Source organism: Duganella flavida (genome assembly GCF_009857445.1).
In the GTDB taxonomy this organism is placed as follows: domain Bacteria; phylum Pseudomonadota; class Gammaproteobacteria; order Burkholderiales; family Burkholderiaceae_D; genus Rugamonas; species Rugamonas flavida.
This window is the reverse complement of record NZ_WWCN01000002.1, coordinates 419,828-440,058: the sequence shown is the minus strand read 5'-3', so window position 1 is coordinate 440,058 and position 20,231 is coordinate 419,828. Positions and strand designations below refer to the sequence as shown.

Below are 20,231 nucleotides of genomic sequence, written 5' to 3'. Positions count from 1 at the left end.
CCTAAGCCAAAAAGGGTCTGACCCGTAGGGGTCAGACCCTGGTATGCGAAGTGCGGGGTGAAAACTAACCGCCGCAGGCCTGCAGTGGTGGCTTTACAACTTCGGGCGCTATTCCCCCGGTCTTGACGATTACGGGAGGCGTGGCGCCGGGTTTTGGCGCGGCGTTGGGTTCAATCAACGGCATCAGGTTAGGCGCCAGCACCACCAGCAATTGCACCGGCAGCGCGCTGGTGAAGTCGTAGTTCTTCGATTCCGGCCCATGCACATACGCCGTCATCGAACCAAAGAAACGCTCGCCGATGTTAAACACAAACGTCGCCGACCGGTTCACATAACGCGACTCGATCAAACGCCCACCAGCCGCATACACATCAAAGCGCTGGTCGCCCGTACCAGTCTTGCCGCCTACCGGAATAATCGAACCATCGGCCGACACAAACGCCGACTTGACGCGCTTGGCCGTACCGTCCGACACCACGCCGCGGATCGCATCGGCCACCACCCGCGCAACTTCTGCCGACAGCACGCGCTCATTGGAGGTCGGCGCCGCCTTGGTCACCAGCGTTTCATACGGCGTGCCTTTAGCAAAATGCAGCGAGCTCACCCGCGTTGAACTCTTGCGGATGCCGCCGTTGACGATAATCCCCATCATCTCCGCCAGCGCTGCCGGACGATCCGCCGACGCCCCCAAGGTCGTCGCGTACGACGGCACCAGCGATTCAAACGGATAGCCCATTTTCTTCCACTGCTTGTGGATTTCCATGAAGCCTTCCATCTCGATCAAGCCGGCAATGCGCTTGTCCTGTGCATGCTTGCGATGGGTTTTGAACAGCCATTGATAAACCTCCTGCCGCTCCTTCTCGCTGGCCGCCGTCATCTCGGTCAGCGTCGCGCCCGGATGGGTGCGCAGGTAGGCCGCCATCCACAGTTCCAGTGGATGCACGCTGGCCAGGTAGCCGCGATCAGCCAGCGACCATTTATCGATCGCATACTGGTCATACAGCTTGGCCACGCGCTCATCCGGCACTTCGTTCTGCGACGGCAGGTTGTCCTTCAGGAAGGCCGCAAACTCATCCTGCGATGCAGACGGATACACAGTGCGATGAATGACCGCCAGCCGCACCGGCGTGCTGCGGATATTCGCCAGCAGGATCTTATCCAGCTCACCTTCCGGCTTGCCCTTGTACTTGGCGTAGAAGCGCGCCAGGAATTCCTTGCCTTCCTTGTCGGCGAAGCGCGCCAGATAGCCGGCGCGGCGCGGATCGTCCGCATCTGACAACAGCGAAGCCGACGAGCCCGGCGATTGGAACATGTAGTACTTGGCGACGTCACGCATCAGGCGCACGAACACCAGGTTGGTGGAATGGCGCAGTGCTTCGGTCACGGTCAGGATCTTGAAGTTGTCCTCCTTCGAAAAGTTACCGAAGTGGTGCAAACCGCCGCCGGTGAAGAAGCCCTCGCCCGGATTGCCCGAATACTTGCGCTCCATCGCTGCGTTCAGCATCGGCGTCAGCGCGCGCTTGTCCGGATCGACCGGCAGCGCCTTGAAGTACTCGATCGCCCATTGCGACAGCTTGTCTTGCGGATCAACCCGCACCTGCCCCAGCGCCGCCGCATCCATGCCGCCGTACTTGGTGTGCAGCTGGTCGACGATGTCGAGATAGGTGATCAGCGTGCGCAGCTTGGCAGTCGAACCCAGGTCCAGCTTGGCGCCTTCGTTGATGTCCAGCGGCTGGTCGAAGTTATCAGTCTGCAGGCGCAGCAGGTTGCTCTGCTCGCCCTTCTCCAGCAAGGTAAAGCTGTACACCACATTGGCCGGGTCGCCGTTGCCCAGCATGCCTTTGCCGGTCAGGCCCGCAGCCTTGGCTTTCTCGGGATCGCGCAAATCGCGCAGCACTTGCGTGACCGCCGTTTGCGCCTGCGCATCGAGCGTGCTGACCACGCTCAGGTCGAGGCGGTCGAGGTTGTACATGCGGTTGTCGCCCAGCAGATTGGCCAGGTGATTACGGATCGCGTTCGAGGCCTTGCGGCTGACGAAGGTCTGCGGCGGCGCCAACTGCAAGCCGTTGCCGGTGGCCGGATGCAGCTTCTGCTGCAACGCCATGTCGCGCATGGCCGGCGTGATGGCGCCGTCGTTGGCGAGGATGCGCAAGTGGCTGTTGGCCAGCACTTCCAGATCAGCCGCGCCGTCGCCGAGATAGTAGCTCGGACGGCGCTGGGCAATCATCAGGCTCAGCGCTTCCTTGAACACCAGCGCGGTCTCCGCATCGGGATGATCGAGCTTGCCGTTCAGGCGCACGTTGACGTCGTCAAACGAACGGCCATACCACACCCACATGCCGTCGCCGAGACCATTCACTTCACCGTAGCCGGGCTTGGCCGACAGCGGCACCGTGTTCAGGTATTCCAGCACGATGCGGCGGCGCGCCTTGGTGGTGTCCGGTCCATCCTGATAGGAGCGCAAACTGGCCGAGACCATCTGCTGCAGCTTGTCCTTCATCGAACCAGTGCGGCCTTCGGGCGAGTGGCGATATTTTTCGATCTGCGTCGCCAGCGTACTGCCGCCGGCCGCGCGGTGACCGCCTGCTACAGCGCTCACGCTTTTCTCGATCACAGCCTTGCCGAGACGGTCCCACTCCACCGCCGGATTGCGCTTCGGATAGGTGTTATCCAGCAGCTCGCGATTCTCGATGAACAGCAGGCTGTTCACCAGCGCTATCGGCGCTTGCTCGAACTTGGTGTAGACCCGTTCCGGATAGCTGGCGGCAAACAATTCCTGCGCGCGGCAATCGACGATCGTCAGGCCGGTCTTGGTCTTTTCGCGGTAGGTGGCAAACACGCCCATGTCGGCCAGCTCGGCCATTTTGGGCGAGATGCGCGCCTGCGCTGCCACCTGGTAGTCGCGCGCGCTCAGCTTGCTGAGGTAGTCCGGCAAGCCCGCATAACCGAGCCGCTCATCGTAAGGACTGTCGTGCGGGAAGCGGATCGATTTGCTCGCCCCTGGCTCCATTTTGTAGGTCATCTTGCTGGCCAGGTCGCTGAACACGCGCGCCTGCATGGACGAGGTCAGCGTTTCACGATAACCCCAGTAGACAGCGAACGACACACCGATCAGCAGCACCAGCAGGAAGGCATTGCGCGAGCGCTTGCTCTTCTTCGGCGCGCCCGCATCCGGTGGCAGCGGCGGATCCATTTGCGCCTGCGCCAGATGGGCTTCAGTTTGTTCGGGAGTAGGAGACGGCACCACCTGCAGGTGGCGTTTGCGGCGATAACCAAATGCTGCAGCGCCTGCACGCAATTTGCGCACTGCGCGTACAACGAGACGGGGCCGGCGGAAACGACGATTGCTTAACATATGATTCAAACCGGTCGATGTTTCAGTAGAACTTACCAACTGCGCTTACACGCTTCCATTGCACCACATCACGGCGCTGCTGACCGGAGCAGACGCAGAATAAATTGTTCGTGCAGTTCTTTTTTCGCAAAAAAACAACGGCGTTCTACCCTTCGGTGGAACGCCGTTGAACCCTGGTGATAACAGCGCGCACTAAATGTTGCTGAACTCTACATTGAGCTTGCGCAGCTCGTCGCACAATTGAATAAAGGCAGTCGCCGTCTGCACCGGTTCACCTTTGACGCCCAGTTCAATATGGCGCCGCGTGTTGGCGTCGCCGACGCTCGGCAGGCTAAAAACTTTCACGCGCGGATACTGTTTTTCTAGCGCTACCATCAGCGGCGTCAGCGCCGATTCGGCGGCCTCGTAAACCATCACCGACTGCTCCATGCGCGGCTCGCGGTTGAACAGGTCGGCGTAGTGGTTGTCCAGCACCCACTCCAGCATTGGCCACGCCATCACCGGGAAGCCCGGCACGAAGTAGTGCTTGTGCAGCGCGAAGCCGGCGATGTTGTTATAGGGGTTGGGGATCAGCGCCGCACCTTCGGCAAACTCGGCCATCTTCAGGCGGTGCAGGTTCTCGGCCGAGTTGAGATCAGCCACCTGCCCGGCTTCCTGCGCCATTTGCTGGATGCGCTGCTGGATGTTGATCTTGCCCTGCTCGTGCAGCAGCAGCGGCTTGCCCAGCGCGTCGGCAGCGGCCTGGCGCGTGTGGTCGTCTGGCGTGGCGCCGATGCCGCCGCAGCAGAACACGATGTCGCTGCTGGCGAAAGTGCGTTTCAGGGTGGCGGTGATGCGCACCGGATCATCGGGCAGCACCTCGGCCCAGGTCAGCTGCAAGCCGCGTGCCGTCAGCATTTGTACGACTTTGGGGAAGTGCTGGTCGACGCGCCGTCCGGACAGGATTTCGTCGCCAATAATGATGAGACCGATTGCCATGTCTACTCCTCGATAATGACTGCCTGCGCGCGCAACTGCGCTAGCGCATCCATGCAATAGTACGCGAACCACAGGCCGGTAAAAATAAAAATCAGAACGTACAACCAGATTGAGATGGCTGCCAGGAAGGGGAACATCACCACCGCCATGACGCCTCCCAGCCAGATCGCGCCCGGCAACGCACCAGCCGCGCCCGAGATCACGCCGATAATCAGCAGCGGCCAGCGGTGTTCGCGCTGGATCTGGCGGCGCTCGTCGGCATCAGCGTAATCGGCCAGCGCGTCGTACACCATCACGCGGCAGGTAAGCCAGCCCCACAGTAGCGCCTGCACTATCACCGCCAGCGGCGGGAAGAAGTACAGCGGCAGCGTGATAATCCACAGGCCCATGAAGACCAGCATGCCGCCCAGCGCCACGCCGATGCTGCCGAGGATGGAGCCGCCCTTGCGCTGCATCAGCTGCGGATAGTGGCGCAGGCCGACGTGGCGGCCGATCACCGGCATCGCCACCACACCGATGAAGATCAGCGCGGTCAAAATCATCAGCGGCAACAAGGCCAGCATGGCAATCAGCGGCGGCACCACTGCCGTCAGCGCGCCGAGACCGAGGCTGCGCAGCCAGCTGGTGCTGGTGGCGAACAGATTATGTTCGGTGAACAACGCATGCAGCTGGTCCACCAGCGGTTGCAGGTAAAGGTACAGCAGCACCGCCCAGACGCCCAGCGCCAGCAGGAACGGCGCTATGCTCAGCAACAGCATCTTGCCGTGCCACTGCGACAGGAAAGCGCGGCTCCACGCGCGGATCACACCAACCATCAGACCACCTCCTTGCGTGCGTATTCAATCATGCGCTTCAGGCCCAGCCAGTGCTGCGACCAGAAGCCGCGTCCGTACTCGCGGCCCGGCTTGCCGTTTGCATCCGGCAGCTGGTCGCGGATGCCGGTGGCGACAAACTCCGGCGTAAAGTTCGCGGTGCGGAAAATAATGTCCCACACCGGCAGCAGCACGGCGAAATTGCAGCCGCCCAGTTTGCCATCCATATTTTCATGACCAACGCCGATGGCGTGGTGCATGCGATGATAGCGCGGCGACACCAGCAGGCGCTCGCCCAGCCAGCCGAAATGCAAACGCACGTTCGCATGCTGCAGGCTTTGCAGGATGCGCGACACCGACACCAGCAGCACATACTGCGCCGGCTCGACGCCGATGCCGATCGCGATCACCCCCATGTAGACGTCGCGCAGCAAGTCGTCCAGCAGGTGGTTGCGGTTGTCGCTCCACAGGTTCATGTTTTGCTGGCTATGGTGCAGGCCGTGCAGCGCCCACCACCAGTTGAATTTGTGCGAGGCGCGGTGATACCAGTAATCGAAGAAATCCAGCACCATGAAATACACGAAGAAGGCGCCCAAAGGACTAATGCCCGGCCACAGCGCTTCGAGGTTGAACGGGCGGAAGCCGTCGAAGCGCAGCGCCGCCGTCACAGCATCCAGCAGCGGATCCAGCGTCAGGAAAATCAGCACCGAGAAGATGCCGATACGGTGCAGCACGGTGTACAGGAAGTCATTCCAGCGCGCGCGCGGGTCGGTAATCTTCTGCGCCGGGATCACGGCTTCCAGCGGACGCAGCACCAGGAACAGCAGCACCAGCTCCAGCACGCCGATCAGCAGCCATTCCGTGCCTTCGAAAGCGTCTTCAATAAATTCGCCGAAGCCGAGCTTGAACACCAGCGGCTGGATGGCGGTTTCAAACAACCAGCCTTGGGCCAGGCCCAGCCAGTCTGAGAGCAGTTGCATCATCGTTTAAATTTGGACAGGTAGTCAGGGTGCTCGCGCAAGGTGGCAAAGCACAGGTCTTTCTTTTCCAGCCCGCTGATCAGCGGCTCCAGGTTCGCCGGCGCCCACGGATCTTTGCGCGACCAGATGCCCATGTGGATCAGGATGATGTCGCCGCCTTTGAGGTCGCGCAGGGATTTTTTCAGCAGCACGTCGTTCGGATAGGCAGAGCTGGACAGTTCGTCGCCCGAGAAACCGGCTGGTGTCCAGCCGACGTGGGCGTAGCCGCAGGACTGGCCCATTTCCAGCAGGCGCGGCGAGGTGCGGCCGGCCGGTGCGCGCCAGATTGGGTCTAGGTGCTTGCCGGTCAGTTCGACAAAGCGCTGGTCAACGCGCTGGATTTGTTCGCAGTACTGCTTGCCGCTCAAGCTGGTTTGCTGGCCGGCGCTGTCGCCAAAGCCTGGCTTGACTACGATCTTGCCGTCAGCGCCGTCCTTGGCGTAGACCACGTGGTCGAAAGTGTGCGAGCCGATGGCGTGACCTTCCGCGACGCGCGCTTTCCAGTAGGCCGACCACGAAGGATCGAGCGAGTAGTCGCCGCGCACGGTTTTCTCGTTGGCCAGGAAGAAGGTGGCTTTGATTTTGTGGCGGTTCAGCGTGTCGGCAATCAACTCGGCTTGCGACTGGCTGCCGGTGTCGAAGGTCAGGTAGATTGTGCCTTTGCAGAAGGCGCTCTTGGCGGGCGCGGCGGCATTGGCGGCATTGGCTGCATTGGCGCCGGCTGCGGCGGCACCCCCAGCCGCGCGGGCTTCGGCAGCACGCTGGGCCGGACCGTTGCGTTCGCGCGCCTGTGCATTGGCGGCGCGGGCGGCGGCGTTGACGTCGCGCGCTTCATCGTTGACGGCCTTGGCGGGCGCAGGCTCAACAGCCCGCACAGCCGGCGTCACCGCCAGCGCTAACAAGGTCAGGGCGGCGGCAGTTTTCATCAGCGTTGGGCAGAGTTAAAGAAGAACACACCATGCGGCGAGCGGCCCACCGGAATCACCTTGATCACCTTGCGGGTCGGCAGGTCAATCACCGCCACCTTTTTAATCCAGCGCAGCGTGACCCACATGGTCTTGCCGTCAGCCGTCACTTCCATGCAGTCCGGGCCGCCAGGCACATTGATATGGCCGACATTTTCCAAGGTGGTCTGGTCAATGATATTAATCGAATTGGACACCCGGTTCGACACATAGGTGTAGCGGCCATCGCCAGCCGAGCGGAAGTTGTGCGCGCCCTGCCCGGTCTTGATGCGCTTGACGGTCTTCTGTGCTTTCCAGTCAATCACCTCAACATAATCTTTGCCCATGATGCCGACCAACAGGTATTTGTCGTCCGGCGTCATGGCGATGCCGGCTGGCAGGCTGCCGACCGGCAGCGTCCACTTGACCGTCTGCGTGGTCAGGTCGATGGCGCTGACCTGGTCGCTGCCTTGCTGGGTAATGAACACCATATTGCTGGCCGCGTTGAAGGCCATGTGGCTCGGCAGCTTGGGCAGCGGAATGCGCTTGGCCAGCGTCATATTGACGCCGTCGTATTTGTAGAGGTCGACGCGGTCCAGGCGCAGCGAGTTCGACACGAACCACTTCTGGTCCGGCGAAAAGCCGATCTGGTACGGGTCGAGGATGTCCTTGATGGTGCGCTGTACCTGGCCCGATTTCGGATCGAGGAAAATCAGCTCATTGCCGACCGAACTGGCGACGATCAGCGATTTATTATCCGGCGTTGCCATCAGGTGGTGCGGCTCTTTGCCGACCGGGATGGTGGACAAATCTTTGTAGCTTGCCTGGTCCAGCAGCTGCACGGTGGCGTCACGCGAATTCAGGACAACCACGACATTGGCTTGCGCAGCGCCTACAGCCAAATTAGTCAGCACTGCGCAGGAAAGGACGATACGGCGGAAACTACGGAGCATGAAGTGAATCGCTATAGAGGCAAAACCTTATTTTACGTGCAAACCCTTGCCCCTGCTACAATTCTGGCCTGTTTCTAATGAAAGGAAGATCATGTCCACTATTACTACCCCATCGGGCCTGCAATACATCGAACTGACCGTGGGCGAAGGCGCTGAAGCCAAAGCCGGCCAGAACGTTACCGTGCACTACACCGGCTGGCTGCAAAACGACGACGGCAGCAAAGGTCCTAAATTCGATTCGAGCAAAGACCGCAACGATCCATTCGAATTCGCACTGGGCGCCGGCATGGTCATTCGCGGTTGGGATGAAGGCGTGCAAGGCATGAAGATCGGCGGCGCTCGCCAGCTGATCATCCCGTCGGATCTGGGCTACGGCTCGCGCGGCGCTGGCGGCGTGATCCCACCAAACGCAACGCTGATCTTTGACGTTGAACTGCTGGGCGTTTAAATTACTTTAACGCTGCCAGTTGCGGCGTAAAGCTTCCATCTCGGCCCGCGGGTCGAGCATGCCGCCGACGATGCGCTGGTCGATCGCTTCCAGCAGCGCCGTCGGCATCTCGGTCCCCGCCATGCGGTAACTGCCCATCGTTGGCACCGGCCGCGCGTTTTGCACCATCACCGGAATCCGCCACTCCTCATTGGCGCGGCAAGCGATGCCGACCAAATCCTGCGTCATCCCCACCAACGTAAAGCTGCGGCAGTAACTACCCTCGTTGGATAAGAAGCTCAGGCCGACGCGCACATCGCCATCGGACGGCGCGGCGCCGCCCAATTGCTGACTGAGCGCCAGCGCCAGCCTGCCCTGCGCCACCAGCAAGCCGTTGCGGCTTGCCACTTCCGTCGGCACGGACGCCGGTTCTCCGAGCCAGTTGGGCTGCCAGCGCGCCAGGCCGAACTTGCCGGCTGCGAGACCCAGCACCATCACCAGCGCCAGCGCACTCCATTCCAGCCACCCCCAATGCCGGCGCGCAGCCTTGCGCGCGGCCTGCTGAGTAGCGAGACGCTGAGCCCGCACGGCTGCCAGCTGCACCACGTTGGCGCCGTGGCCAGCGCGGCCACTGGCATAAAATTCTTCATCGCGCGCGGCGCGCAAACGCGCAACGCGGCGGACCAGCCGGCCGTCCAGACGCATGGCCGCTTCCACCTCAAGGCGGGTCGCCTCGTCCAGTTCGCCATCGGCATATGCCATCAGTGTTTCGTCTGAAAAGCTCATGGTCCCGTCCTTTACGCATTCCATCATAAACCTTTTTTATGCCGGATGCGTGTTTGATGAAAACGCGTAAGCCCTTTAAATACAAGGGTTTATTTGCGCTGCACCGCAGCGAGACAGTAAATATAAGGCGCGCTTCAGCGAGAAACCATTACATCTGACAATATTTATGCTAATCTGCGCGCTCTAATAACCAAGGAGGTAGTAATGAAAAAAGGCGAACTGATTGCAGAATTTGCGAAACGCACCGAGTTGTCCGCTGCTGCCGCCAACGGCGCAGTGAACACGCTGATCGCCATCATCACTGAGCGTCTGAAAAAAGGCGACACGGTTGGCATCACCGGCTTCGGCACCTTCTCCGTCGCTAAACGCGCTGCACGCAAAGGCCGCAATCCTGCAACCGGCGAAGCGATCAAAATCGCGGCGTCGAAAACCCCGAAATTCTCGGCTGGCGCCACCCTGAAATCGGCGGTCAACCCGACCAAGAAGAAGTAATTCTTCCGGAGTTTTAGCAGCGCCCGTAAGGGCTTCGGCAACGGCGGCATATGCGGGTGACAACCCGGCATATGCCGCCGTTCTGTTTTGGAGCCCGTCCTCTAGCGGCTACGGTTTATGATGGCGCGGTCATCCATCAATCACCAATCACCAATCAAGGAGCGCGGTATGAGTTTGCAAGAACAATTTGATCAAGCCCAGGCGGACTCGAAGAACCTGCCGGAACGTCCGGACAACCTGACGCTGCTGAAGATCTACGCCCTGTTCAAACAGGCGTCGACCGGCGATGCGACCGGCGACCGTCCAGGCATGACCGATTTCGTCGGCCGCGCCAAGTTCGATGCGTGGGCTGAGCTGAAAGGCAAAACCCAGGACGAAGCGAAACAGCTGTACATCGACCTGATCGAAGATTTGAAATAACAAAAAAAGGCCCTTACGGGCCTTTTCTCTTAGTGCGGCTGATTAAGCCTTGCGACGGCGGGCTGCGAAGCCAACCAGGCCGAGACCGGCCAACATCATGGCATAGGTTTCCGGCTCAGGCACAGCCGAGGTCAGGCTGAACGACGTGATGCGCTGGTCGGCATCGGTACCGCCAGTGCCGCCGGTGAAGCCGACGTACATCGAGCTGCCGAAATGCGCAGCCAGATTCACCGACTTGCTGTCGCTGACGCTGTACGAATGGCCGGTGCTGTTGTCGAGGAAGGTGCCGGTCAAGGTCAGGGTGTGGGTGGTGGCGTCGTAGCTGACGGTCTCGCTGCCAGTCACGTTGTTGGACGCGCCGAGGTTGAAGTCGGCCGCCTTCAGACCCTGCACTACACCGTTGGTGCTCAGGCCGTAGTCGTTGTTGTGCCAGCTGCGGATCACCGACCCCACGGCGCTCGAACCCGAGCCGCCGATATTCCAGTAGCCCACATCGCCGCCGCCGTTGCCGATAACGTTGTTGCCGACGTTCTGGAACGCCAGCGCAATACCGTCGGCCATCTTGCCGCTGTCGTTACCCAGCAGCGAGAACGAGAAGGTGGTGCTGAACGACTGGCTGGTCGAAATTGACTGCGCCACCCAACCTGCGCCCGACTGGCTGGTGTTATTGGTCAGCTGCAGCTGACCGCCGACCAGGGCAGCGCTGCCCGCGCGGTTCAACGCAGTCAGGTCGATCACGGCAGCGGAGGCCGGTACGGCAATGGCGGCGACGACAACAGCGGCGAGGGCAGGCATGAAGCGCATGTGAATTCCTTCAAGTAGTCAAAATGTGATTAGTCAAATTACATCAATGGAAACGATTATCACACGCACCATTCCTTCGCGCAATTGAATTTTTCTAATAACAATAATAATTACTTTTAATAAACAAAAACCTTCTGCATTTTCTCGGCCACCTTGGCCTTAACCATGTCGGCCATCATGCTGATCGGGAAACCCAGCGCGATTTGCAGCTGCGCCTGGTTAGGCAGCAACGTCAGCGCGCCATTCACGCCGCTACGCTCGAAACGCAGCACGTCGCCGTCCCAGCGGCAGGTCAGTTCGAACTGTTCGGCCAGCTTGTCGGCCACTTGTTGGGCGGCCGCGCGGGCCTGCTCCGGCGCCAGGTGGTGCTCCTGGACGATGTTGATGTCCGCCATGCGGATCCCCCTGCTGTAAATAAACAAAGGCGACATGATGCCAGTTGCGCGCTGGCCGCGCCAGTCTGTGCGGGGGTCGGCTGAATTTGCTTATATGTATTGTATATAAGCGCGAATTGTGAGAAATAGCGAATTACCTTAAAATACAGTGCTTTGCCGAGGTTAGCCAGGCACTGCCCCGCCACCGACGCCGCTGCACACCAACATTGATAGGACTGTTATGACCCACGTTGTCACCGAATCTTGCATCGCCTGCCGTTACACGGACTGCGTCGATGTTTGCCCGGTAGATTGTTTCCGCCAAGGCCCAAACTTCCTCGCCATTGATCCTGATGAATGCATCGACTGCGCCGTGTGCGTGGCGGAATGCCCTGTCAACGCGATCTACGCAGAAGAGGACGTCCCAGGCGATCAACAGCAATTCATCAAGCTCAACGTTGATCTTGCACGCAAATGGCCTTCGATCACCAAGACTGTCGCGCCACTGGCTGACGCTGACCAGTTCAAGGACGTCAAAGAAAAACTGCAACTGCTGGCGCGCTAAGCCGCCATCATTGAAATCACAGGAAAACCACGTATGAATAGTATCGTTACACCTACTGGCGTCATCGAAGCTGATGCCGTCATCATCGGCGCCGGCCCGGTCGGCCTGTTCCAGGTCTTCGAACTGGGCCTGCTGGAAATTAAAGCCCACGTGATCGATTCGCTGAACGCCGTGGGTGGGCAGTGCGTGGAACTGTATCCTGACAAACCGATCTACGACATTCCAGCCGTGCCATCGTGCACCGGCCAGGAACTGACCGACAACCTGCTCAAACAGATCGAGCCATTCGAGCCGACCTTCCACCTGGGCCAGGAAGTGACCAAGGTTGAGCGCCGCGACGACGGCCGCTTCGACGTGGAAACCACGCAGGGCACCAAGTTCCTGACCAAGACCATCTTCATCGCTGCCGGCGTGGGCTCGTTCCAGGCCCGTACCCTGAAAGTGGACGGCATCGAAGTATTCGAAGGCACGCAGCTGCACTACAAGGTCAAGGATCCTGCCCAGTTCGAAGGCAAGAACCTGGTTATCTGCGGCGGCGGCGACTCCGCGCTGGACTGGGCACTGAACTTCGTTGGCAAGGCTGAATCGGTGGTGCTGCTGCACCGTCGCGACGACTTCCGCGCTGCGCCAGCATCGGTGGCCAAGATGAAGGCCCTGTGCGACGACTACGAAATGCAGCTGCTGATCGGCACCGCCACCGGCTTCGAAACTTCGGCAGACGGCAAGCTGGAACACCTGAAGGTGACCGCAGCTGACGGCGTGACCCGCCGCGTGCCGCTGGACATGCTGCTGGTGTTCTACGGCCTGTCGCCAAAACTGGGGCCGATCGCTGAATGGGGCCTGGATATCGAGCGCCGCCAGCTGAAAGTGCAAAACACCGAGAAGTTCGAAACCAACGTGCCAGGCATCTTCGCCGTGGGTGACATCAACACCTACCCAGGCAAGAAAAAGCTGATCCTGTCGGGCTTCCACGAAGCCGCGCTGGCCGCTTTCGGTGCCGCGCCGTACATCTTCCCGGACAAGAAGATCCACATGCAGTACACCACCACCTCGCCGAAACTGCACAAAGTGCTGGGCGTGGAAACGCCAGTGTTCGATTAATAACACTGCAAGCAGGTGTCCTACAAAAAAGCAGCCTTTTGGCTGCTTTTTTTATTCCCTAAACAGTATTAATCTTTCTTACAAGGTTGCCTGTGGATTCCACGTAGTCGTGCGATTCTCTTGCGGTCAAGCACAAGGAAATGCTTTAACGTCACAAACACAGCGCCGACTATTTGGCTTATGATGTCAATCATTGGTGCACCGCATCAAGCTCACCACTCGGGACCGTCCTATGCTCTACCAACTCCATGAAATGCAGCGCTCGCTTCTCACGCCACTGATGCAGTGGGCGGACGCTTCCTCCAAGCTGTTCACCAACCCGGTGTCGCCATTCGCGCACACGCCGTTCTCGCAGCGCATCGCTGCCGGTTACGAGCTGATGTACCGACTGGGCAAGGACTACGAAAAACCGGCGTTCGAAATCGACAGCACCGAGATCAAGGGTGAGACGGTAGGCATCATCGAACACGTGGCAGTGAACAAACCGTTCTGCCGTCTGATTCACTTTAAAAAAGACCTGGACGATAAAAAGTTCAAGGCCTTGAAACAGCCGACCGTGCTGCTGGTGGCGCCGCTGTCCGGCCACCACTCGACCCTGCTGCGCGACACCGTGCGCGGCCTGCTGGTCGAGCATGACGTCTTCATCACCGATTGGACCGACGCACGCATGGTACCGCTATCGGAAGGTCCGTTCCACCTGGACGATTACATCTTCTACGTGCAGGACTTCATCCGTGAACTGGGTCCGGAAGTGCACGTAATTTCCGTCTGCCAGCCGACCGTGCCGGTGCTGGCCGCGATTTCGCTGATGGCCTCGGACAACGATCCGAAACTGCCAAAAACCATGACCATGATGGGCGGCCCGATCGACCCGCGCAAATCGCCGACGCAAGTCAACAACCTGGCCACCGAAAAGAAGTTCTCGTGGTTTGAAAACACCGTGATCTACTCGGTGCCGCCGAACTATCCGGGCTTTGGCCGCAAGGTCTATCCAGGCTTCCTGCAGCACGCCGGCTTCATCGCCATGAACCCGGGCCGCCACGCCGAAAGCCACCGCGACTTCTACAACCACCTGGTCGAAGGCGACGAGGAAACCGCAGAATCGCATCGCAAGTTCTACGATGAATACAACGCCGTGCTGGACATGCCGGCCGAGTACTACCTCGACACCATCAAAACCGTGTTCCAGGACTTCGCGCTGCCGAAAGGCGAATGGCTGGTGGGCGGCAAGCTGGTGCGTCCGCAAGACATCAAGACCGTGGCCCTGTTCACCGTCGAAGGCGAGCTGGATGACATTTCCGGCGCCGGCCAGACCCAGGCTGCGCACGACCTGTGCAGCGGCATTCCAGCCGATATGCAGCAAGACTTCGTCGCGCCGGGCGCCGGCCACTACGGCATCTTCTCGGGCCGCCGCTGGCGTGAGATGGTGTGCCCGAAGATTACCGACTTCATCAAGAAGCACGGCTAATCTGCTGCCGCGCCAACAAACGCCCCGCGCTTGCCCGCCGGGGCGTTTTTTATTGGATAATGGCGCTTTATCGCCATCCTCCACGCCGTGTCCACTGTCAAGTCCCTCGCTGATCGCATTGAAGACATCCTGCCGCAAACGCAATGTACTAAATGCGGCTTTGACGGGTGCCGTCCTTACGCGGAAGCGATAGCGGCCGGCACGGCCGACATCAACCAATGCCCGCCCGGCGGCGCGGAAGGTATCGAACGCCTGTCGTCGGTCACCGGCCGCAAAGTCATTCCGCTGAATCCTGTGAATGGACTGGAACGTCCGCGCGCTGTCGCCTACATCGATGAATCGCTGTGCATCGGCTGCACCCTATGCATCCAGGCCTGCCCGGTCGATGCGATTATCGGCGCAGGTAAGTTGATGCACACCGTGGTGCCATCGCTGTGCACCGGCTGCGATTTGTGCGTGAATCCTTGCCCGGTCGATTGCATCGTCATGTATCCGGTCACCGAGACCACCGGCTGGGCAGCTTGGACGCAGGCAGATGCCAATACGGCGCGCGAACGCCACGACTTCCGCGCCATGCGCCTCCGGCGCGACAAGCAGGAAAACGACGCACGCCTGGCCGCCAAGGCCGAAGCCAAAATGGTCGCCGTGCAGGCGATTGATCCAGCCGATGAAGCGGCAGCAGCAGAGAAAGAACGCAAGCGCGCCATCATCGCTGCAGCGATGGAGCGCGCGCGACTCAAAAAAGAACAAGACGCACAATGAATCCAGCCAAACGCCAAGAAATGTTCGAGCGCTTCCGCGCCGCCAATCCGAAACCTGTCACCGAGCTTGAATATACGACGCCGTTTGAACTGCTGATCGCTGTGCTGCTGTCGGCGCAAGCGACCGACGTCGGCGTGAACAAAGCCACGCGCAAGCTGTACCCGGTGGCGAACACGCCGCAAGCAATATTGGATTTGGGTGAAGAGGAGTTGAAGACCTACATCCAGACCATCGGCCTGTATAAAACCAAAGGCAAGAACGTCATCGCCACCTGCAAGATGCTGATCGAATTGCACGGCGGCGAAGTACCGGAAGACCGCGAAGCACTGGAAGCCCTGCCAGGCGTAGGCCGCAAGACCGCCAACGTGGTGCTCAACACCGCCTTCGGCCATCCGACGATGGCGGTAGACACGCACATCTTCCGCGTCTCCAACCGCACTGGTTTAGCGCCAGGGAAAAACGTGGACATCGTCGAGCAGAAGCTGCTGAAATTCGTACCGAAAGAATTCCTGCTCGACGCCCACCACTGGCTAATCCTGCACGGACGCTACACCTGCAAAGCCCGCAAACCCGAATGCTGGAACTGCATGCAAATCGACCTGTGCGACTACCGCAGCAAAACGCCCGCTCCTGCAGGCGCGTAACACCGCCGTCACCTTTAAAAAAATATAATGTAGATTTTTTAAGAACAGGAAAATATACTTAGCCTCATCCCGCCCGCCAACCAAGGAACGACATCGTGCCACAATCGCCCGAGCTTACCGAACTCCGGCCCGCCACGGCGCCGCTCTTGTCCGGGCATTACGAGGTAAGGGACTGCCTTGGCGAAGGCGGCTTCGGCACGGTATTCGCAGCATGGGATAACAAATTGCGCCGTGCTGTGGCAATCAAGCGCCTGAAAAATCTCGGCGACCCGACACAATCCGCGCGATTGGTGCAGGAAGCCCAGTTGGCGGCGTCACTCCAGCATCCAGCCTTTGTCAAAATCTATGCGCTGGAAGACAGCGGCGAGGCCCAATCCATCGTGATGGAACTGGTGCACGGCCAGACACTGAAACAATTACTGGGCCAATCGCCCATGCACGAACGGCAGGCGCTCGATATCGTGTGCCAGATCGCCGAGGCCATGCGCGACGCCCACGCTTCCGGCTTGGTCCATGGTGACTTGAAACCGTCGAACGTGATGGTGCAGCCTGAAAATACAGTCCGTATCCTCGACTTTGGTCTGGCCATCCAGGCCGACCCTCAAGCCACCACCTCCGTCTTGCAAACCGATCCACAAGGGACCATCGCCTACATGGCGCCGGAACGCCTACTGGGCCAGCCCTTGCGCGCCAGCTCCGACATCTACGCGCTCGGGGTCATCTTCTATGAATTGCTGACCGGAGCCCGTCCGTTTTCCGACCTGAACGGCCTGGCACTGGCAGCGGCCCATATGCAAACCTCGTCTGCACAATGGCCCTATCCGGCCACCGTGCGCGCCGCATTGATCCAGTTGATGCACAACATGACGGCGACGCCGGTGGAACAGCGGCTGCAAACCATGCAGCAGGTATGCGAGCGCCTGGCGATATTGCTCGACCAGCCTGCGGCCCAAACGCAATCGCCAGCGAAGCGCGTCCTCCGCTGGCAACCCGCTTGGCGCAAGCCAGTACTGTCGCTGGGCGCCGCGCTCGCACTGGCAGCGGGAGGCTGGTGGTTTGCCCGGTCCTCGCCCACCATGCTCACCTCGTTGCAGGCCGTGTTTCAACCGTACTCGGAAGCGCAGGAAATGCAGGTGGGCTTGCAAGCTCTGGCCACCTGGGACCGGCCCGGCGAGTTGGAAAAAGCGGAGAAAAAATTCACCACCATCCTGGATCAGAACCGAGACAACGTCGCCGCAATTGCCGGCCTGGCGCTCGTGTATTGCCGCCGTTTCAGCTCCGACCACCAGGATGAAATCTGGCTGCGCAAGGCCGATGCCGCCGCGAAGCAGGCCCTGCATCTCAACGACCAACTTGCCTTGAGCCATATCGCGCAAGCGGACGTGCTGGCCATGGCCGGAAAAAATGAGGCGGCGCTGACCGCGTTCGATCGCGCGCTCACGCTCGATCCGGCAAACATCTTTGGCTTGAGCGGGAGGATCAACGTGCTGCACAAGCAGCGCCAGGATGACACCGCCTTGGCCAGCGCGCAGGAGGGGCTGCGCCGCTATCCGGCGGAACGGGTGTTTGCCGACCAGGTCGGGACCATCCAGTACGCGCGCGCACGCTTCCATGAGGCCGAACTGGCATTCCGGCAAAGCATACAAATTCAGCCGGACGCCGTGTACAGCTACGCCAATCTCAGCGCCGCCCTCGCGGCCCAGGGCAAACAGGACGAAGCGCTGCATATCCTACAGCAGGGCCTGCAGATTCGCCCCAGCGCCTGGCTGTACGGCAACCTGGGGAATATCCTGTTCTTGCGCAATGACTATATCGGTGCTGCGGCTGCGTTTGAATCAGCAGTGGCGCCGACCCAAGGCAGCCCGGGCGATTATCTGGGCTGGGCCAACCTAGGCGATACCTTGTTATGGATTCCCGGCCGCGAGGCCGACGCGCGCAAAGCTTACGCCCGCGCCAGCGAACTGCTGGCGCCGCGCCTGAGCCGTTCGCCGGACGACGTCACGCTGTTATCGCGCATGGGCCTGTACTACGCCCGCAGCGGCGATAAACAGCATAGCCTGCCGTTGCTGCAACGGTCCCTGACCCTTGCCCCTGCCGCCGCCGGGGTCCAATTCCGCGCGGGCCTGGCGTATGAGCTGCTCGGCGAACGCCAGCTTGCGCTGGCGGCCATCAAGCAAGCCATCCATGCCGGCTATCCCGTCCAATTCATCGAGGCCACACCGGAGCTGCTCGCCCTGCGGCGCGATCCGGCCTATGCGCCGCGTTAAGCTGTTATTTCCTACCATCGACAGAAAGGAGTCTTCATGCGCAGTAAGCCAGCCCACTATGATGCAACCATTACTCTCGGCAAAGAATGGAATTTCGAAGGCAGCAAGGAACAGCCGGAATTTGTCAGGTCAACTAAAGACAATAGCTTGATACCCGTCTTTCAGGATAACGACACGGTCACGATCCGATTGATGGACAATCGGGCTGGCAAAAGAAAATACGAGATTGAGCTCGATACCGATGCCACGTTCGGGCACAAGCTGCCGTTTCATAAGCCACACGCAGCATTAAAATTTGAATACAGTCCCGATGATGCCGATCCTGCCCTGAACAAACTGCGCATCCACAACGCCGCCCCACACAACCCACACCATTCGGCCAGGTGGTCATTGAACATAGGGCCATGCGGCGAGAAAAAAATTGATCCGGAATTCCAGGTCGGCCCGGGCAATTCCAGCGAAGGCCAACCAGGCTAAATACCGTTTACTACCCGCAAATGCCGCCGCAAGGCTTCGGCCGGCGTTTGCAGGCGTGCCGCACAGATGTCCACATCCCCGGCGCTGCTCTCCCAGGCGTGGCGCAACTCATCCGCCGCAATCTGTTCGACACGCCGGATGGCAGGATGGGCTTCCAATAATTTGTACATGGACGGGCGCGAGACCCCCAGCGCCTGCGCCGCGTACTGCACGCACCAGGCGTTCTCGCGCATGGCCTGCAACACGTCGTGCTGGCTGACATCCTCCAGCCTGGTGCGCGTCCGGCTCTTGGCGGGACTGCTGTTGCCGGCCGCCGGCGTGACCGACGCCGGCGCCGCCGGGACCGCATCGACCAGTTCGGCCCAGCCCGGCGTTTCCCCCATGCGCAAAGCCAGCAGCGCGCGCCCAAGTACATGCTGCAATTGGCGGACATTGCCTGGCCAGTGGTAACACAGCAGTTGTCCCACCAGCGCCACTGGCAGCACCGGCGCCAAGCCACCCGCCGTACCGGCGGCTCGCAGCGCCTGCAGCACCAGCACGCCGATGTCTTCACGCCGCATCCGCAGCGGCGGCAAATGAATGACGAACCCTTCCAGCCGGCGCAGCAAGGCTTGATTAAAGCCGCTGCCATATAAATCCTGGTCGGTGGCGGCGATCAGGCGCGCGCCCGAGCGACGATCACGCTGCGCACCCAGAGGGCGATACTCGCCCGTCTCCAGCACCCGCAGCAGCATGGGTTGCACCAGCGGCGGCGCATTGCCTATCTCATCCAGAAACAGTGTGCCCGCCTCCGCTTCCGCAAACAGCCCCTCGCGCGCCATCTGCGCGCCGGTGTACGCTCCACGGCTGGCGCCGAACAGGTCGGCCGCCGCCAGCGACTCATTGAGCGCAGCCATATTCACGCTGATCATCGCTTGATCGGCTCGCCCACTCAAGGCATGGATGGCGCGCGCCGCGACCTCCTTGCCGGTACCGGTCTCGCCCAATAACAGAACCGTGGCGCCGGTGCCAGCCGCTTGCCGGATCAAGGCCCGCAAGCGGATCGCCGCACTGCCCACCCCCAGCAGTCCGGGCACCTGATTGGCTTGCGGCAGGCAGCGCATCCAGTGCAGGCATAGCAGCACCGTGCGCCCCAGGCCGATGATGACGCCGGCCTCGATCTGCGCCGTCGTCAGGCGCTGCGGCACGGTGACTTCCTGCCCCTGCACTTCGACCACCATGCGGCTGTCCGGCGGCCACAGCATCACGCCGTCCGCATCCTGCACCAGGCGCAAGGGCGCACGCGAGATACCGGCATAGCCCAAACCGGCCGGCTCGGTCTCCGGCGCGCGAAACAAGGGCAAATAGCGCGACAGCGCTACCTCGCGCTCGGCAATAAATTGCTCACCGACGCGCTGGAGCTCAGGATGCCAGGCTATCGTCAGCGCCAATAGCGGACGCTCTGCCGTCGCAGCCGCCGACAGCGGCGAAGTCAAAGTGAAATCGGAGTTGGGCATGGTGAGGGTCAACGCCATATCGACAGGGTAAGCGGCGACTGTAAATGAGCGCTGTTCACATGTCAATTACGCCGCTATTTACATCAA

General features: G+C 60.5%; 20 protein-coding genes. 10 read left to right on the top strand and 10 right to left on the bottom strand.

Annotated features, from left to right (window positions below; genetic code table 11):
* Window positions 1–64 precede the first annotated feature (64 nt).
* The 6 genes from GTP46_RS04325 to GTP46_RS04300 form a co-directional block, all read right to left on the bottom strand.
* Window positions 65–3,193, bottom strand: a complete 3,129-nt coding sequence (locus GTP46_RS04325; RefSeq protein ID WP_161005452.1) for a transglycosylase domain-containing protein — start codon at window positions 3,191–3,193, stop codon at window positions 65–67.
* A 354-nt stretch (window positions 3,194–3,547) separates the two neighbouring features.
* Entirely contained in the window at window positions 3,548–4,333 is a 786-nt protein-coding gene (locus GTP46_RS04320) for a competence/damage-inducible protein A (protein WP_161005380.1), read from the bottom strand.
* Between the two features lie 2 nt (window positions 4,334–4,335).
* On the bottom strand, window positions 4,336–5,148 hold the full coding sequence (locus tag GTP46_RS04315; protein ID WP_161005379.1) for an EI24 domain-containing protein: 813 nt from the start codon (window positions 5,146–5,148) through the stop codon (window positions 4,336–4,338).
* Window positions 5,148–6,128 carry a sterol desaturase family protein gene (locus GTP46_RS04310; protein ID WP_161005378.1) on the bottom strand — a complete coding sequence of 327 codons (981 nt, stop codon included), beginning with the start codon at window positions 6,126–6,128 and terminating at the stop codon, window positions 5,148–5,150. The genes GTP46_RS04315 and GTP46_RS04310 overlap by 1 nt, the downstream gene beginning before the upstream one ends.
* Window positions 6,125–7,090, bottom strand: a complete 966-nt coding sequence (locus GTP46_RS04305; protein WP_161005377.1) for a polysaccharide deacetylase family protein — start codon at window positions 7,088–7,090, stop codon at window positions 6,125–6,127. The genes GTP46_RS04310 and GTP46_RS04305 overlap by 4 nt, the downstream gene beginning before the upstream one ends.
* On the bottom strand, window positions 7,090–8,061 hold the full coding sequence (locus tag GTP46_RS04300; protein WP_161005376.1) for a YVTN family beta-propeller repeat protein: 972 nt from the start codon (window positions 8,059–8,061) through the stop codon (window positions 7,090–7,092). Before GTP46_RS04300 ends, GTP46_RS04305 begins: the two co-directional genes overlap by 1 nt.
* A 91-nt stretch (window positions 8,062–8,152) precedes the next feature.
* Between GTP46_RS04300 and GTP46_RS04295 the strand changes: the two genes are divergently transcribed.
* On the top strand, window positions 8,153–8,509 hold the full coding sequence (locus GTP46_RS04295; RefSeq protein ID WP_161005375.1) for an FKBP-type peptidyl-prolyl cis-trans isomerase: 357 nt from the start codon (window positions 8,153–8,155) through the stop codon (window positions 8,507–8,509).
* A 6-nt stretch (window positions 8,510–8,515) separates the two neighbouring features.
* On the opposite strand, the gene GTP46_RS04290 is transcribed toward GTP46_RS04295, so the two are convergent.
* A complete protein-coding gene (locus tag GTP46_RS04290) occupies window positions 8,516–9,274 on the bottom strand; it encodes a hypothetical protein (RefSeq protein ID WP_161005374.1) in 759 nt (252 codons plus the stop codon).
* A gap of 174 nt (window positions 9,275–9,448) precedes the next feature.
* Here GTP46_RS04290 and GTP46_RS04285 point away from each other — a divergent pair, with 174 nt between their 5' ends.
* Entirely contained in the window at window positions 9,449–9,766 is a 318-nt protein-coding gene (locus GTP46_RS04285; RefSeq protein ID WP_371869558.1) for an HU family DNA-binding protein, read from the top strand.
* A gap of 168 nt (window positions 9,767–9,934) precedes the next feature.
* Window positions 9,935–10,186: an acyl-CoA-binding protein gene (locus GTP46_RS04280; RefSeq protein WP_161005373.1), complete on the top strand. Its 252-nt coding sequence runs from the start codon at window positions 9,935–9,937 to the stop codon at window positions 10,184–10,186.
* Between the two features lie 42 nt (window positions 10,187–10,228).
* Here the strand turns inward: GTP46_RS04280 and GTP46_RS29625 are convergent, their stop codons facing one another.
* Together GTP46_RS29625 and GTP46_RS04270 are read right to left on the bottom strand one after the other, a co-directional pair.
* A complete protein-coding gene (locus GTP46_RS29625) occupies window positions 10,229–10,990 on the bottom strand; it encodes a PEPxxWA-CTERM sorting domain-containing protein (protein ID WP_229258791.1) in 762 nt (253 codons plus the stop codon).
* A gap of 116 nt (window positions 10,991–11,106) precedes the next feature.
* A complete protein-coding gene (locus GTP46_RS04270; RefSeq protein WP_161005372.1) occupies window positions 11,107–11,385 on the bottom strand; it encodes a polyhydroxyalkanoic acid system family protein in 279 nt (92 codons plus the stop codon).
* Between the two features lie 220 nt (window positions 11,386–11,605).
* On the opposite strand from GTP46_RS04270, the gene fdxA reads away from it, so the two are divergent.
* The 7 genes from fdxA to GTP46_RS04235 all read left to right on the top strand — a co-directional run bounded on the left by fdxA (window position 11,606) and on the right by GTP46_RS04235 (window position 18,648).
* Window positions 11,606–11,929 carry a ferredoxin FdxA gene (gene fdxA, locus GTP46_RS04265; protein ID WP_161005371.1) on the top strand — a complete coding sequence of 108 codons (324 nt, stop codon included), beginning with the start codon at window positions 11,606–11,608 and terminating at the stop codon, window positions 11,927–11,929.
* Between the two features lie 33 nt (window positions 11,930–11,962).
* Window positions 11,963–13,030 (top strand): NAD(P)/FAD-dependent oxidoreductase, encoded by a 1,068-nt coding sequence (locus tag GTP46_RS04260; protein ID WP_161005370.1) that lies wholly within the window; start codon window positions 11,963–11,965, stop codon window positions 13,028–13,030.
* 232 nt (window positions 13,031–13,262) lie between these two features.
* Window positions 13,263–14,498: a polyhydroxyalkanoate depolymerase gene (locus tag GTP46_RS04255; protein ID WP_161005369.1), complete on the top strand. Its 1,236-nt coding sequence runs from the start codon at window positions 13,263–13,265 to the stop codon at window positions 14,496–14,498.
* An 87-nt stretch (window positions 14,499–14,585) separates the two neighbouring features.
* Window positions 14,586–15,260: an electron transport complex subunit RsxB gene (gene rsxB, locus GTP46_RS04250; protein WP_161005368.1), complete on the top strand. Its 675-nt coding sequence runs from the start codon at window positions 14,586–14,588 to the stop codon at window positions 15,258–15,260.
* The gene (gene nth / locus GTP46_RS04245) at window positions 15,257–15,904 is read left to right on the top strand and encodes an endonuclease III (RefSeq protein WP_161005367.1); all 648 of its coding nucleotides are present in this window, start codon (window positions 15,257–15,259) and stop codon (window positions 15,902–15,904) included. The genes rsxB and nth overlap by 4 nt, the downstream gene beginning before the upstream one ends.
* 95 nt (window positions 15,905–15,999) lie before the next feature.
* Window positions 16,000–18,171 (top strand): protein kinase domain-containing protein, encoded by a 2,172-nt coding sequence (locus tag GTP46_RS04240; RefSeq protein WP_161005366.1) that lies wholly within the window; start codon window positions 16,000–16,002, stop codon window positions 18,169–18,171.
* A gap of 36 nt (window positions 18,172–18,207) precedes the next feature.
* Window positions 18,208–18,648, top strand: coding sequence for a hypothetical protein (locus GTP46_RS04235; protein WP_161005365.1), 441 nt, complete (start codon window positions 18,208–18,210; stop codon window positions 18,646–18,648).
* Here the strand turns inward: GTP46_RS04235 and GTP46_RS04230 are convergent.
* The gene (locus tag GTP46_RS04230) at window positions 18,645–20,144 is read right to left on the bottom strand and encodes a sigma 54-interacting transcriptional regulator (RefSeq protein WP_161005364.1); all 1,500 of its coding nucleotides are present in this window, start codon (window positions 20,142–20,144) and stop codon (window positions 18,645–18,647) included. The two genes, GTP46_RS04235 and GTP46_RS04230, sit on opposite strands and share 4 nt — an antisense overlap.
* Window positions 20,145–20,231 lie beyond the last annotated feature (87 nt).

Coding starts and splice junctions, on each gene's coding strand:
- GTP46_RS04270 (WP_161005372.1), bottom strand. CDS start 11,385: ATGGCGGACATCAACATCGTCCAGGAGCACCACCTGGCGCCGGAGCAG.
- GTP46_RS04295 (WP_161005375.1), top strand. CDS start 8,153: ATGTCCACTATTACTACCCCATCGGGCCTGCAATACATCGAACTGACC.
- GTP46_RS29625 (WP_229258791.1), bottom strand. CDS start 10,990: ATGCGCTTCATGCCTGCCCTCGCCGCTGTTGTCGTCGCCGCCATTGCC.
- GTP46_RS04300 (WP_161005376.1), bottom strand. CDS start 8,061: ATGCTCCGTAGTTTCCGCCGTATCGTCCTTTCCTGCGCAGTGCTGACT.
- GTP46_RS04320 (WP_161005380.1), bottom strand. CDS start 4,333: ATGGCAATCGGTCTCATCATTATTGGCGACGAAATCCTGTCCGGACGG.
- nth (WP_161005367.1), top strand. CDS start 15,257: ATGAATCCAGCCAAACGCCAAGAAATGTTCGAGCGCTTCCGCGCCGCC.
- fdxA (WP_161005371.1), top strand. CDS start 11,606: ATGACCCACGTTGTCACCGAATCTTGCATCGCCTGCCGTTACACGGAC.
- GTP46_RS04305 (WP_161005377.1), bottom strand. CDS start 7,090: ATGAAAACTGCCGCCGCCCTGACCTTGTTAGCGCTGGCGGTGACGCCG.
- GTP46_RS04315 (WP_161005379.1), bottom strand. CDS start 5,148: ATGGTTGGTGTGATCCGCGCGTGGAGCCGCGCTTTCCTGTCGCAGTGG.
- GTP46_RS04280 (WP_161005373.1), top strand. CDS start 9,935: ATGAGTTTGCAAGAACAATTTGATCAAGCCCAGGCGGACTCGAAGAAC.
- GTP46_RS04260 (WP_161005370.1), top strand. CDS start 11,963: ATGAATAGTATCGTTACACCTACTGGCGTCATCGAAGCTGATGCCGTC.
- GTP46_RS04290 (WP_161005374.1), bottom strand. CDS start 9,274: ATGAGCTTTTCAGACGAAACACTGATGGCATATGCCGATGGCGAACTG.
- GTP46_RS04325 (WP_161005452.1), bottom strand. CDS start 3,193: ATGGATCCGCCGCTGCCACCGGATGCGGGCGCGCCGAAGAAGAGCAAG.
- GTP46_RS04230 (WP_161005364.1), bottom strand. CDS start 20,144: ATGCCCAACTCCGATTTCACTTTGACTTCGCCGCTGTCGGCGGCTGCG.
- GTP46_RS04235 (WP_161005365.1), top strand. CDS start 18,208: ATGCGCAGTAAGCCAGCCCACTATGATGCAACCATTACTCTCGGCAAA.
- GTP46_RS04255 (WP_161005369.1), top strand. CDS start 13,263: ATGCTCTACCAACTCCATGAAATGCAGCGCTCGCTTCTCACGCCACTG.
- GTP46_RS04310 (WP_161005378.1), bottom strand. CDS start 6,128: ATGATGCAACTGCTCTCAGACTGGCTGGGCCTGGCCCAAGGCTGGTTG.